This window comes from Pseudomonas sp. 30_B, assembly GCF_017491605.1.
In the GTDB taxonomy this organism is placed as follows: Bacteria; Pseudomonadota; Gammaproteobacteria; order Pseudomonadales; family Pseudomonadaceae; genus Pseudomonas.
Genome location: NZ_JAFGYY010000006.1, coordinates 172,197 through 184,717, shown reverse-complemented (window position 1 = coordinate 184,717; position 12,521 = coordinate 172,197). Strand labels below are relative to the sequence as shown.

The window sequence follows — 12,521 nt, the reverse complement described above, 5'->3', positions numbered from 1 at the left end:
GGTTTGGAGCGAATGATGAGCCGTGAGGTTAGTCGGCGAAGGCGAAGCCGTGCTTGGACTTGGTGTCCTTGATGGCGCCGAGCACCGCCAGCAGGCAGTCGTCGCGGTAGCGTTCCAGCTCGGCGATGCTGCGGCTGCCCTGCTGTTCGGAGGTGCCTTCCACCACGCGGTCGATCAGGGTGTCGGTCAGCTCGGGGGCCGGCAGGTAGGTCCAGGGCAGTTGCAGGGCCGGGCCGAACTGGGCCATGAAGTGGCGCATTCCGGCGTTGCCGCCGGCCAGGGTGTAGGTGAGGAAGGTGCCCATGAAGGACCAGCGCAGGCCGGCGCCGAAACGGATCGCGTCGTCGATCTCGCCGGTGCTGGCGACGCCGTCGTTGACCAGGTGCAGCGCTTCGCGCCAGAGCGCTTCGAGCAGGCGGTCGGCGATGAAGCCGGGCACTTCCTTGCGCACGTGCAGCGGGCGCATGCCGAGGGATTCATAAACCTTGATGGCAGCCTGCACGGCTTCCGGCGCGGTCTTCTCGCCACCCACCACTTCCACCAGCGGCAGCAGATACACCGGGTTGAACGGGTGGCCGACCACGCAGCGCTCGGGGTGGGTGGCGTCGGCGTAGAACTCGCTGGGCAGCAGGCCCGAGGTGCTGGAGCCGATCAGGGCGTTGGGCTTGGCGGCGGCACTGATCTTGGTATGCAGCTCGCACTTGAGGTCGAGGCGTTCGGGGGCGCTTTCCTGGATGAAGTCGGCGTCGCGTACGCATTCCTCGATGGTGGCGACGAAGCGCAGGCGATCCTGCGAGGCGCCGGGGGCCAGGCCGGCCTTTTCCAGCGCCGGCCAGGCATTGGCGACGCGGGCGCGCAGCGCGGCTTCGGCGCCGGGAGCCGGGTCCCAGGCGATGACGTCGAGGCCGTGGGCCAGGGCGCGGGCGACCCAGCCGCTGCCGATGACGCCGCTGCCGAGGGCGGCGAAGGTTTTGATTTGGGTGATGAAGGACATGGAAGGCACTCCAAAGAAGGGCGATGGCAGCTGTAGGAGCGAGCTTGCTCGCGAACGGGGTCTGCACCGGGGGCAGGTTCGCGAGCAAGCTCGCTCCTACGAAGAGCAGTTGGTTAACGGGCCTTGAGGTTCATCTTCTTGCGCCCTTCGGCCGGGGTCAGGGCGCGGCCGCCGAGGCGTTCGATGATCTCGATGGCGCGTTCGACCAGTTGGCCGTTAGTGGCATGCACGCCACGGTCGAGCCAGATGTTGTCTTCCAGGCCGACCCGCACGTTGCCGCCCAGCAGCATGGCCTGGGCGACCATGGGCATCTGCGAGCGGCCGATGCCGAAGCCCGCCCAGGTCAGGCCATCGGGGATGTTGTCGGCCATGGCCTTCATGGTGGTGGTGTCGGCCGGGGCGCCCCACGGGATGCCCAGGCAGATCTGGATCAGCGGGTCCTCCAGCAGGCCTTCCTTGAGCATCTGCTTGGCGAACCAGAGGTGGCCGGTGTCGAAGATTTCCAGCTCGGCCTTCACGCCCAGCTCGGTGATGCGCTTGGCGCCGGCGCGCAGCTGGGCCGGGGTGGAAACGTAGATGAAGTCGCCGTCGCCGAAGTTGAGGGTGCCGCAGTCCAGGGTGCAGATTTCCGGCAGCAACGCCTCGACGTGGGCCAGGCGCTCGATCGGACCGACCAGGTCGGTGCCGGCGCCGAATTCCAGCGGCCGCTCGCCCTTGCCGATCTCAAGATCCCCGCCCATGCCGGCGGTGAGGTTGATGATGACGTCGGTGTCGCTCTCGCGGATGCGCTCCACCACTTCGCGGTACAGGTTCACGTCGCGGCTGGGCTTGCCGGTCTGCGGGTCACGCACGTGGCAGTGGGCGACGGTGGCGCCAGCCTTGGCGGCCTCGATGGCGGCGGCGGCGATTTCCTTCGGGGTGACGGGGATGGCCGGGTGTTTGCCGACGGTGTCGCCGGCGCCGGTCACTGCGCAGGTGACGATGACTTCGTAGTTCACGATAGGGCTCCTTCGTGTGGGCGAGCGGAACCCCTGCGCGGCGGCGCGCAGGGCGTCCTCTGGAGGGGAGTTACTTGAGCGAGGCCTGGACGGCGCCGAGGCCATCCTTGCCGTCGAAGGTGGTCACGCCGTCGAGCCACTTCTGCAGGGGCTCGGGGTGTGCCTTGAGCCAGGCCTTGGCGGCGTCGACCGGCTGGGTGCGGTCGAGGATCGGCTCCATCACCTGGCTGACCTGTTCGCTGGTGAAGCTCAGGTTGTGCAGCAGCTTGGCAACATTGGTGCACTGCTGCTGGTAGCCGCCGGCGGTCATGATGGAGACGGTGGCGGCGCCTTCGTTGGGGCCGAACACGTCGTCGCTGCCGGTGAGGTACTTCATGTCGATCTGCAGGTTCATCGGGTGCGGTTTCCAGCCAAAGAACACCACCCACTGCTTGCGCTTGATGGCGCGCTTGACCGCGGTGAGCATGCCGGCCTCGCTGGACTCGACGATCTGGAAGCCCTTCAGGCCGAACTTGTCGTCGGCGATCATCTTCGCGGTGATGCGGTTGGAACCGCTGCCCGGCTCGATCAGGTAGATCTTGTTGTCGAGCTTGTCCTTGAACTTGGCGATGTCGGCGAAGGTCTTCAGCCCGCCGTCATACACGTAGGTCGGCACGGCGTAGGTGGACTGTGCGTCGCCCAGGGTGGCCGGGGTGATGACGTCGATCTGCTGCTTATCGAGGTAGGGCTTGGCGACCGGTTGCATGGTCGGCTGCCAGTAGCCGAGGAAGACGTCCAGCTGCTTGTCGGCCATGCCGGCAAGAACGATCTGCTGCGAGGCGCTGGTCTGCTTGACCTTGTAGCCCAGGCCGTCGAGCACGGCTTCGGCAATTGCACTGCTGGCCACCACGTCGGTCCAGTTCACCGACCCCATGCGTACGTTCTGGCATTGCGCGGGCTCGGCGGCCCAGGTGGTGTTGGCGGCGACTAACAGCGCGGCGCAGCCGACCGCTTTGATCATTGACTTCATGACATCTCCCACAAGGCCTTTGCGGCGTTGGTTATCGTTGTTGTTTGTCATGCGGTCCCACACGGCGGGACTGGTGTTCACGTTACGCAGCCGAAGACCCCGCGAATCGCACTGGGGCGACCAGCTCTTGCACAGCAGCGACCACCCCGATTGCCAGCGCCGGCGAATTGCACTATGCCAATCGAACGCGCCAATCGAACGCCTCCCGGCTGCCTTGAATCGCACGGTACCCACCATGTCCCAAGACTTCTGGTTCCTGCTGTTGCCCGGTTTTTCCGTGATGGGTTTCGTCTCCGCCGTGGAGCCGCTGCGCGTGGCCAACCGCTTCCGCGGGGAGCTCTACCGCTGGCACCTGATGAGCCTGGATGGCGGGCCGGTGCTGGCCAGCAACGGCATGTCGATGAACGCCGACAGCGGCCTGGAGGCGCTCAAGCGCGGCGACACGCTGCTGGTGGTGGCCGGGTTCGAGCCGCTGCGCGCCTGCACCCCGGCATTGCTGCACTGGCTGAAACGACTCGACCGTGACGGCGTGACCCTGGGCGGCATCGACACCGGCAGCTTCGTGCTGGCCGAGGCCGGATTGCTCTCGCGCCAGCGCTGCACCGTGCACTGGGAGGCGCTGGAGGCCTTCCGGGAGACTTATCCACAGGTGGAGGCGACCCAGGAACTGTTCGAGATCGACGGCCCGCGCATCACTTCCGCCGGCGGCACGGCATCCATCGACCTGATGCTCGACCTGATCGCCCAGGACCACGGCCCGGAGCTGGCGGTGCAGGTCTCCGAGCAGTTCGTGGTCGGCCGCATTCGCACCCGCCAGGACCACCAGCGCCTGCAGGTTGCCAGTCGCTACGGGGTGAGCAACCGCAAGCTGGTGCAGGTGATCGGCGAAATGGAGCGCCACACCGAGCCGCCGCTGTCCACGCTGGAACTGGCCGAGCACATCCGGGTTACCCGGCGCCAGCTGGAGCGGCTGTTCCGCCTGCACCTGCACGACACGCCATCGAATTTCTACCTCGGCCTGCGCCTGGACAAGGCGCGCCAGCTATTGCGCCAGACCGACATGAGCGTGCTGGAGGTCGGCGTGGCCTGCGGCTTCGAGACACCCTCCTACCTGTCGCGCAGCTACCGGGCGAAGTTCGGGGTATGTCCGAGCCAGGACCGGGTGGGGTTGCGCAAGACGACGGCCAAGGCAGTCTCGCCGCCGGCCTGACCTCCCCTGTAGGAGCGAGCTTGCTCGCGAACAGAGTCAACCGGCAACTCGGGAGCTGGGCAGGTTCGCGAGCAAGGACTGGGCGTCCCCCTCGGTCCTACGAAGAGCCATCTCGATTGGCAATATCCGTGGGATCACCGTCATTTACCCCACCAGGGGTCAGGCGGAGTATGGAGATCAGGTTGCCACCCTCACCGCCTCATTCCTCACTGCCTACCGGAGACCACCACCATGAGCGAAGCCCGTCCCCCTCTTCCGCCCTTCACCCGGGAAACCGCCATCCAGAAAGTCCGCCTCGCAGAGGACGCCTGGAACAGCCGTGATCCGCAGCGCGTGTCGCTGGCCTATACCCCGGACAGCCATTGGCGCAACCGCGCGACCTTCATCGAAGGCCGCGAGCAGATCGTCGAGTTCCTAACGGCCAAGTGGGTCCGCGAGCTGGAGTACCGGCTGATCAAGGAACTCTGGGCCTTTACCGACAACCGCATCGCCGTGCGCTTCGCCTACGAGTGGCACGACGACTCGGGCAACTGGTTCCGCTCCTATGGCAACGAGAACTGGGCGTTCGATGAGAACGGCCTGATGTTCGAGCGCCGCGCCAGCATCAATGACCTGCCGATCCGCGAGGACCAGCGCCTGTACCGTTGGCCGCAAGGGCGTCGCCCGGACGATCATCCGTCGCTCAGCGAGCTGGGGCTGTAGCGACGGAAACGACAGGGGCCTCGTAGCGCATCTAACTCTGCGGTCACAACGCGGGAAACTGTTCGCCTGCTCACGAATTTGCGCCAGCATGGCGCAACCCCCGATCGCAGGCGCCGCGCAGATCACCAGCGCTGCACTATCGTTGATCGCAGTTATCTCAAGGAAGGTTCCCAGCATGGCTCTACGCCCGCTCCTGTCATCCCTCGCCATTGCCGTTGGCCTGGCCCTCGGCCATCCCGTCGCCATGGCGGCCGTTACCCCGTCGTCTACCGCGCAGGCTTCCGCCGCCACCGAACTGACGTGGCCCCGCGACTTCGCCCTGGGCGAGCAGCACGTGCAGATCTTCCAGCCGCAGATCGAAGCCTGGGACGGCACCCGCATGAGCGGCCGCGCGGCGATTGCCGTGGGCGCCGCCAACGGCGCGCCGACCTATGGCGTGGCGCTGTTCTCCGCTGCCGCCACCATCGAGAAGGACGCCGGCCTGGTACAGCTCACCGATATCCGTGTCGACAAGGTAGAGGTCCCCACCGAGCCGGACAGTGCCGGCAAGGTGCGCGACGTTCTGATGGCGCATCTGCCCCAGAACGGCCTGACCGTCTCCCTCGACCAACTGCAGTCCAGCTATGCGGTGAACCAGCAACTGGACAAGCTGCGCCACGTCGAGGTGAAGAACGACGCGCCGCAGATCGTCTTCGCCGCCACCCCGACGGTGCTGGTGATGATCGATGGGCAACCGGACTGGCAGTCGCTCCCGGGCAGCGATTTCGAGCGGGTGGTCAACAGCCGTGTGCTGATCCTGCGCGATGCCCAGGGCAACAACTACCTGCACGCGGCGGGCAGCTGGTACACGTCGCAGTCGCTGGACGGCAACTGGCTGGTGCTGAGCCAGCCGCCCCAGGCACTGGTCAACGCCCAGCAGGTCGCGGCCAAGGCCGGCCCGGTGGACGCGCTGCTGCCCAAGGGCGGCAAGCCGCCGGCCAAGGCGCCGGCGGTGCTGGTCGCTACCCAGCCCACCGAACTGATCGTCAGCGACGGCACCGCACAGATGGCGCCGGTGGATGGCGTCGGCCTGCTGACCCTGCAGAACGCCGACCACGCGGTGTTCGTCGATCCCATGCACAACACCTGGTACGTGCTGGTCTCCGGCCGCTGGTTCAGCGGCCCCGGTGAAAAGGGCCCGTGGCAATACGTCGAGGGCAAGGACCTTCCCGCCGATTTTGCCAAGATTTCGCCCAAGGACCCGAAGGCCAACGTGCTGGTCTCGGTACCCGGCACGCCGCAGGCCAAGGAAGCCGCCATCGCTGCGAGCATCCCGCAGACCGCCACCGTCTCGCGCAGCAAGACGACGCTGAAGGTGAACTACGACGGCGCGCCGAACTTCCAGCCGATATCCGGCACCAGCCTGAGCTATGCGGTGAATACCCCGACGCCAGTGATCGAAGTGGCGCCCAACCAGTTCTATGCGGTGAGCAACGGCGTCTGGTTCGTCGCTCCCGCCGCCACCGGTGCCTGGCAGGTGGCGACCGAAGTACCGGCGGCGATCTACGGCATCCCGCCGAGCTCGCCGGTGTACTACGTGACCTACGTGCACATCTACTCGGTCACTCCGCAGACCGTGGTGGTGGGCTACACGCCCGGCTACCTGGGCGTGGTGGTGAACAGCGCCGGCACCGTGGTCTACGGCACCGGCTACACCTACCCGGCGTACGTCAGCAACACCGTGTACTACGGCTACCCACCGACCTACGGCTACGGCGCGGGCTTTGCCCTGGGCACGCTGACCGGGTTCGCCTTCGGGTACGCCGCCGGCGCCTCCTGGGGCGCACCGGAACCCTACTGGGGACCGTACTGGGGCCCCTACCCAGCCGGCGGCTGGAGCTACACCAATATCAACCAGGCGAACTTCTACGGGCGCTGGGGCCAGGGCTCGGTCACCCACGCCTACGGCTACAACGGCTGGACCGGCACCCAATGGCAGGGCAGCTCGGCGGTGGGCTACAACCCGCGCACCGGCACACGCTTCCAGGGGGCCCAGGGCGCGGCCTTCAACCCCTACACCGACCAGGGCGCCGCCGGCCGCCGGAGCGCCTACGCCAATGCCTCCACCGGGATGTCCGGCGCGGGGCGCAGCGGCGTGGCCTATGACGCCGACAGCGGCGACTTCAAGGCTGGCCAGCAGGGCATCCAGCACAACGCCCAGACCGGCCGTACCACCATTGCCCAACGGGGCGTCTCCGGCGACGTGGACGACGGTCGCGGCAGCTACGACCACCAGAACCAGGGCATCAGCTACAACCGCCGCACCGGCAACTCGGTGGCCTGGAACAACGGCGACATCTATGCCGGCCATGACGGCAACGTCTACCAGCACACCCAGGATGGCGGCTGGCAGCAGCACACCAGCAACGGCTGGCAGACCGTGCAGCCGAACCAGGCCAACGTGCGCAGCCAGCTCGACCAGCAATGGCAGTCGCGCCAGCTGGGCCAGCAGCGTTTCGACCAGACCCAGCGCCAGTGGGGCGGTGGCGGCTTCGGCGGCGGACATTTCGGCGGTGGGCGCTTCGGCGGCTTCCGCCGCTGACGCTGTGGACAAGGTTTTCCACACCCTGAACGGCTGTGGAAAACCTGGCGGGCAGGGCTGAGGAACTTATCCACACGCCTTGCCCTGTCCCTCTCCGGCTCGGCAAGATGCCCGCTTCCACCCAACCCGCGGGGTCGCCGTGACCGCTCTGTTCCAGGCTCTCTGGCCGTTGTTCGCGCTGATCGTCGGCGGCTACGTGCTGCGTCGCAAAGGATTTCCCGGCGAGGCGTTCTGGCCCGCCGCCGAGCGCCTCAACTACTTCCTGCTGTTCCCCGCGTTGCTGGCCAGCAGCCTGGCCAATGCGCCGCTGAACGATCCCGGCCTGGCCCGTCAGGCGCTGGCGGTGATCCTCGGCCTGGGCGTTGCCTGGGTCGCCCTGCTGCTCGCCAAGCGCCTGCGTGGCTGGAGCGCGGCGCGATTCGGCGCCATCGCCCAGGGCGTGCTGCGCTTCAATACCTACCTGGGGCTGGCCGCCGTGGGCAGCCTGTACGGCAAGCCGGGGCTGACCCTGGCCGCGCTGATGCTGGCGCTGATGGTGCCGACGGTGAACGTGATGTCGGTGTGGGCGCTGACCGCCGAGCGCGGTATCAGCCTGCGCGGGCTGTTGCTGCCGATCGTGAAGAACCCGCTGATTCTCGCCTGCGTGGTCGGTGCCCTGCTCAATGTGAGCGGCATCGGCCTGCCCGGCGGCAGCGACCGGCTGCTCAACCTGCTGGCGGTGGCCAGCCTGCCGCTGGGCCTGCTGTGCGTGGGGGCGGCGCTGCAGCCGCAGGAGCTGCGCGCGGAAGTTTCGGCGCTGGGTTGGAACTGTGCGATCCGCCTGCTGGCGATGCCGCTGCTGGCCTTCGTCATCGCCCGCCTGCTGGCCCTGCCGGCGCTGGAAAGCGCGCTGCTGGTGCTGTTCTTCGCCCTGCCCACCGCGCCCACGGCCTATGTGCTCACCCGCCAGCTGGGCGGCGAGAGCCATCTGATGGCGGGGATCATCACCCTGCAGACACTGCTGGCCGGCGCCAGCCTGCTGGTGGTAATGGGGGCGATTCAGGCACTGGGCTGAGCTGCACGATGGCGAATGCGTAGGGCGTACAACCGTTCGCGGTTGTACGCCGTTACACCGTGCGCATGCCCGGCTCGCTGGTCAAATCCGGAGCGCTCCGCAGCCAAGTTCCGAGTGGTCTAGGACCAAGGCGAAGCGGCGTATAACGTCGAACGTTATACGCCCTACGTCCGGGCCAAGCCGGAAACTTATCCACATGGCACACCGCTTCCGTAGGAGCGGATCTTATCCGCGATTCGGCCGGCAGGCCGGTGCAAAGCGGAAGATTCGCGGACAAGGTCCGCTCCTACAACGGACGCCGCCGTTCAACCGGCAATCTATCCACAGGGCCTGGCTTCGCTTTGCGAGCAAGGACTGGGCGTCCCCCTCGGTCCTACAAAGAACCGCTCCCGATCAACGGCATCACCCCGCGAAAGCCTGCTGAAAGCTTGACCTCCTAGCATCGCCGCCTCGGCCCTACCGGCCACACAAAAACAACAATCGGTGAATGCCATGTTCCGTTGCCTGTCCTCCCCCGCTCCGTTCGCGCTGCGCCCGTTTATTCACAGCTGCCGCTGATCCCCGCGCCGAATCGGAGTTATCCCCATGCTGACTTTCCTCGCCTTCGCCATGGTGGCGACCTTCATGTTCCTGATCATGACCAAGCGGCTATCGGCGCTGATCGCGCTGATCCTGGTCCCGATCTCCTTCGCCGTGCTCGGCGGTTTTGCCGCAGGACTCGGGCCGATGATGCTGGACGGCATCCGCACCCTGGCGCCGACCGGGGTGATGCTGATGTTCGCCATCCTCTACTTCGCCATCATGATCGACTCGGGCCTGTTCGACCCGGCGGTGCGCAAGATCCTCAAGCTGGTGAAAGGTGACCCGCTGAAGGTCTCGATGGGCACCGCCGCGCTGGCGATGATCGTCTCGCTCGACGGCGACGGCTCGACCACCTACATGATCTGCGTGGCCGCCGTGCTGCCGCTGTACGGCCGGCTGGGCATGAGCCCGCTGCTGATGGCCTGCCTGATCATGCTCTCCAGCGGCGTGCTGAACATGACGCCCTGGGGCGGCCCCACCGCCCGCGCCGCCAGCGCGCTTCACGTGGACCCGGCGGATATCTTCGTACCGATGATCCCGGCCATGCTGGTCGGCATCGCGGCGATCTTCGCCATCGCCTGGATCTACGGCAAACGCGAACGCGCGCGCCTGGGCGAGCTGCACCTGCCGACCGACCACGAAGCGCTGGCCGAGGTCAGCGTATCGCAATACCCCGAGGCACGTCGGCCGACGCTGCTCTGGTTCAACGGCGCGCTCACGGTGACGCTGATGGCGACCCTGATCGCCGGCCTGCTGCCGATGCCGGTTCTCTTCATGATTGCTTTCGGTATCGCGATGATCGTGAACTATCCCTGCATCATCGAGCAGAAGAAGCGTATCGGCGCCCACGCCGAGAACGTCCTGGCGGTGGTTTCGCTGATCTTCGCCGCCGGGGTCTTCACCGGCATCCTGCAGGGCACCGGCATGGTCGAGGCGATGTCCAAGGGCCTGCTGGCGGTGATTCCACCGTCCATGGGGCCGTATCTGGCGACCATCACGGCGCTGGTGAGCATGCCGTTCACCTTCTTCATGTCCAATGACGCTTTCTACTACGGCGTGCTCCCGGTACTCTCGCAGGCCGCCGCGCAGTACGGCATCGCCCCGGTGGAAATGGCCCGTGCCTCCATCGTCGGCCAGCCGGTTCACCTGCTCAGCCCACTGGTACCTTCGACCTACCTGCTGGTGGGCCTGGCCAAGGTGGACTTCGGCGACCACCAGCGCTTCACCCTGAAATGGGCCGTGCTGGTGTGCCTGGCGATCCTTGCCGCCGCATTGCTGCTGGGTCTGTTCCCCCTGTTCAATAAATGAACAGTTCAACCATCGACTTCGAGTAACTGCTAAATGGAATGGCTGACCAGCCCCGAAATCTGGATTGCGTTCTTCACCCTGACTGCCCTGGAGATCGTCCTGGGCATCGACAACATCATCATGATTTCCATCCTGGTCGGCCGCATGCCCAAGCACATGCAGCCGCGCACGCGCTTCTTCGGGCTGGCGCTGGCGATGGTCACGCGCATCCTGCTGCTGTTGTCGATCACCTGGGTGATGCGCCTGACCGCCGACCTGTTCCACGTCTTCGACCAGGGCATTTCCGGGCGTGACCTGATCCTGTTCTTCGGCGGCCTGTTCCTCCTGTGGAAAAGCAGCAGCGAGATCTACCACGGCCTGGAAGGCGAGGACGAATCCGAAGGCGAACCCAAGAGCATGATGGGCGGCTTCGTCGGCACCATCATCCAGATCGCCATCATCGACATCGTGTTCTCGCTGGATTCGGTGATCACCGCCGTGGGCATGGTCTCCAACGTGCCGGTGATGATCGCCGCGATCGTCGTCGCCGTACTGGTGATGATGCTGGCGGCGGGTACCATCAGCGACTTCATCGACAAGCACCCGTCGCTGAAGATGCTGGCGCTGTCGTTCCTCATCGTGGTCGGCACCGTGCTGATCGCCGAGGCCTTCGAGGTCCATGTACCCAAGGGCTACGTCTACTTCGCCATGGCCTTCTCGCTGGCGGTGGAAGCGCTGAACATCCGCATGCGCACCCTGCGCGGGCGCAAGGACGTGGAGCCGGTGAAGCTGCGCAAGGACATTCCTGGCCAGTGATCCCGCCGCGACAACCGGTCGCGACTGGAGGCAATCGGTGCCGGGCTATGCTCCCGGTGCGGCAAGCACGCCGCACCGGGAGAACGAACTCATGGAAGAAGTCATCAACAAGGCATTGCTGGTCGGCGCCGCCCTGAGCGCCCTGGCGGCGCTGCTGCATGTGGCGATCGTCTTCGGCGGCGCCCCCTGGTACCGCTTCTTCGGCGCCGGAGAAAGCATGGCGCGGATGGCGGAAGCCGGCCGTCTTCGACCCACCCTCATCACCCTCGGCATTGCCTCGGTACTTGCGCTGTGGTCTGTCTACGCACTGTCCGGTGCCGGACTCATCGCCCCGCTGCCCCTGCTGCGTAACGGGCTCTGCCTGATCACCGGTATCTACCTGCTGCGTGGCCTGGCTATCCTGCCCCTGCTGACGGTCGCCCGTGCCCACTCCACCCCGTTCCTGATCTGGAGCTCGCTGGTCTGCCTGGGCTTCGGCCTGGTCCACCTGCTTGGCCTGGCACAACGCTGGAACAGTCTGTAGGCCGGTTTATCCACAGCCCGCCTCAACGCGGCACCTTGGGGGCCGGCCAGTTCAGCACGCCCTTGTCATTGAAGCGCACCGTACCGAACAGCCCGCCGGCCAGCTTGCCGTTGATCTCGTAGGGCATGCCCTGGCGCGGCGGCCCGCCGGACAGGCCCCAGGCCTGGCGGAAGGCGGAGAACGCCGAGATGCTGATCGGCACGCTGATCACTTTTTCGCCAAAGCGCGGTATCTGGCCGCTGGCATCGCTCACCCCGCTGGCCAGCGGCTGGCCGTTCACCGCCAGGTCGAGGGCGACGCCGTTGTAGTCGATGGCTTCCTCGTTGGGGTTCTGCACCCGCAGCTTCACCGCGAAGCGCGCCTCCATGCCCTGACCGGTGACCGGCTCCAGCCCGACCAGGTCGACCCGCAGCGGATCGCGCAGGCCGAACAGGCTGCTGCAGGCACCCAATGCCAGCACCACGGCGATCAAGCCGGCACACCGGGCGATCTGTCGAATTCCTCGCATGCACACTCCTTGCTGGTGGTGGGTTCGTCCCCGGCGGATTTTATCCACAGGGCGTGGCGACCAATCTGTTCCAGGTCAGGGCCAAACGCCGTGAAACGTCCGCCGGCTCATGCTCACATCATCCCGCACGATGGCTCCGGATCAGCTTTACTCAAGCACAGGAACCCCAGCGAATCAGGCATTTGGCGAACCCACAGGGAAAAACGCGGGTCTACCAAGACATTGGATGACAACGCCTGAACGCTGCCGTGTCCTTA

General features: G+C 66.2%; 11 protein-coding genes. 7 read left to right on the top strand and 4 right to left on the bottom strand.

Annotated elements, in window-relative coordinates; all coding sequences use genetic code 11:
- Positions 1 to 28 precede the first annotated feature (28 nt).
- The 3 genes from J5M67_RS08800 to J5M67_RS08790 form a co-directional block, all read right to left on the bottom strand.
- Positions 29 to 994 carry an L-carnitine dehydrogenase gene (locus J5M67_RS08800; RefSeq protein ID WP_207884915.1) on the bottom strand — a complete coding sequence of 322 codons (966 nt, stop codon included), beginning with the start codon at positions 992 to 994 and terminating at the stop codon, positions 29 to 31.
- A 113-nt stretch (positions 995 to 1,107) separates the two neighbouring features.
- On the bottom strand, positions 1,108 to 1,992 hold the full coding sequence (locus J5M67_RS08795) for a 3-keto-5-aminohexanoate cleavage protein (protein ID WP_207884914.1): 885 nt from the start codon (positions 1,990 to 1,992) through the stop codon (positions 1,108 to 1,110).
- A gap of 70 nt (positions 1,993 to 2,062) precedes the next feature.
- Positions 2,063 to 3,001 carry a choline ABC transporter substrate-binding protein gene (locus J5M67_RS08790; protein ID WP_207884913.1) on the bottom strand — a complete coding sequence of 313 codons (939 nt, stop codon included), beginning with the start codon at positions 2,999 to 3,001 and terminating at the stop codon, positions 2,063 to 2,065.
- Between the two features lie 235 nt (positions 3,002 to 3,236).
- On the opposite strand from J5M67_RS08790, the gene J5M67_RS08785 reads away from it, so the two are divergent.
- The 7 genes from J5M67_RS08785 to J5M67_RS08755 all read left to right on the top strand — a co-directional run bounded on the left by J5M67_RS08785 (position 3,237) and on the right by J5M67_RS08755 (position 11,756).
- On the top strand, positions 3,237 to 4,211 hold the full coding sequence (locus J5M67_RS08785; RefSeq protein WP_207884912.1) for a GlxA family transcriptional regulator: 975 nt from the start codon (positions 3,237 to 3,239) through the stop codon (positions 4,209 to 4,211).
- A 231-nt stretch (positions 4,212 to 4,442) separates the two neighbouring features.
- A complete protein-coding gene (locus tag J5M67_RS08780) occupies positions 4,443 to 4,913 on the top strand; it encodes a nuclear transport factor 2 family protein (RefSeq protein ID WP_207884911.1) in 471 nt (156 codons plus the stop codon).
- Positions 4,914 to 5,088: 175 nt separating this feature from the next.
- The gene (locus J5M67_RS08775) at positions 5,089 to 7,494 is read left to right on the top strand and encodes a carbohydrate-binding family V/XII (protein ID WP_207884910.1); all 2,406 of its coding nucleotides are present in this window, start codon (positions 5,089 to 5,091) and stop codon (positions 7,492 to 7,494) included.
- A 79-nt stretch (positions 7,495 to 7,573) separates the two neighbouring features.
- Positions 7,574 to 8,548 carry an AEC family transporter gene (locus J5M67_RS08770; protein ID WP_207884909.1) on the top strand — a complete coding sequence of 325 codons (975 nt, stop codon included), beginning with the start codon at positions 7,574 to 7,576 and terminating at the stop codon, positions 8,546 to 8,548.
- Positions 8,549 to 9,133: 585 nt separating this feature from the next.
- On the top strand, positions 9,134 to 10,438 hold the full coding sequence (locus J5M67_RS08765; RefSeq protein WP_207884908.1) for a CitMHS family transporter: 1,305 nt from the start codon (positions 9,134 to 9,136) through the stop codon (positions 10,436 to 10,438).
- 33 nt (positions 10,439 to 10,471) lie between these two features.
- Positions 10,472 to 11,233, top strand: a complete 762-nt coding sequence (locus J5M67_RS08760) for a TerC family protein (protein WP_207884907.1) — start codon at positions 10,472 to 10,474, stop codon at positions 11,231 to 11,233.
- A 91-nt stretch (positions 11,234 to 11,324) separates the two neighbouring features.
- The gene (locus J5M67_RS08755; protein ID WP_207885000.1) at positions 11,325 to 11,756 is read left to right on the top strand and encodes a hypothetical protein; all 432 of its coding nucleotides are present in this window, start codon (positions 11,325 to 11,327) and stop codon (positions 11,754 to 11,756) included.
- A 22-nt stretch (positions 11,757 to 11,778) separates the two neighbouring features.
- Here the strand turns inward: J5M67_RS08755 and J5M67_RS08750 are convergent, their stop codons facing one another.
- A complete protein-coding gene (locus tag J5M67_RS08750) occupies positions 11,779 to 12,264 on the bottom strand; it encodes an LEA type 2 family protein (protein ID WP_207884906.1) in 486 nt (161 codons plus the stop codon).
- Positions 12,265 to 12,521 lie beyond the last annotated feature (257 nt).

Coding starts and splice junctions, on each gene's coding strand:
- J5M67_RS08760 (WP_207884907.1), top strand. CDS start 10,472: ATGGAATGGCTGACCAGCCCCGAAATCTGGATTGCGTTCTTCACCCTG.
- J5M67_RS08750 (WP_207884906.1), bottom strand. CDS start 12,264: ATGCGAGGAATTCGACAGATCGCCCGGTGTGCCGGCTTGATCGCCGTG.
- J5M67_RS08780 (WP_207884911.1), top strand. CDS start 4,443: ATGAGCGAAGCCCGTCCCCCTCTTCCGCCCTTCACCCGGGAAACCGCC.
- J5M67_RS08790 (WP_207884913.1), bottom strand. CDS start 3,001: ATGAAGTCAATGATCAAAGCGGTCGGCTGCGCCGCGCTGTTAGTCGCC.
- J5M67_RS08785 (WP_207884912.1), top strand. CDS start 3,237: ATGTCCCAAGACTTCTGGTTCCTGCTGTTGCCCGGTTTTTCCGTGATG.
- J5M67_RS08800 (WP_207884915.1), bottom strand. CDS start 994: ATGTCCTTCATCACCCAAATCAAAACCTTCGCCGCCCTCGGCAGCGGC.
- J5M67_RS08755 (WP_207885000.1), top strand. CDS start 11,325: ATGGAAGAAGTCATCAACAAGGCATTGCTGGTCGGCGCCGCCCTGAGC.
- J5M67_RS08775 (WP_207884910.1), top strand. CDS start 5,089: ATGGCTCTACGCCCGCTCCTGTCATCCCTCGCCATTGCCGTTGGCCTG.
- J5M67_RS08765 (WP_207884908.1), top strand. CDS start 9,134: ATGCTGACTTTCCTCGCCTTCGCCATGGTGGCGACCTTCATGTTCCTG.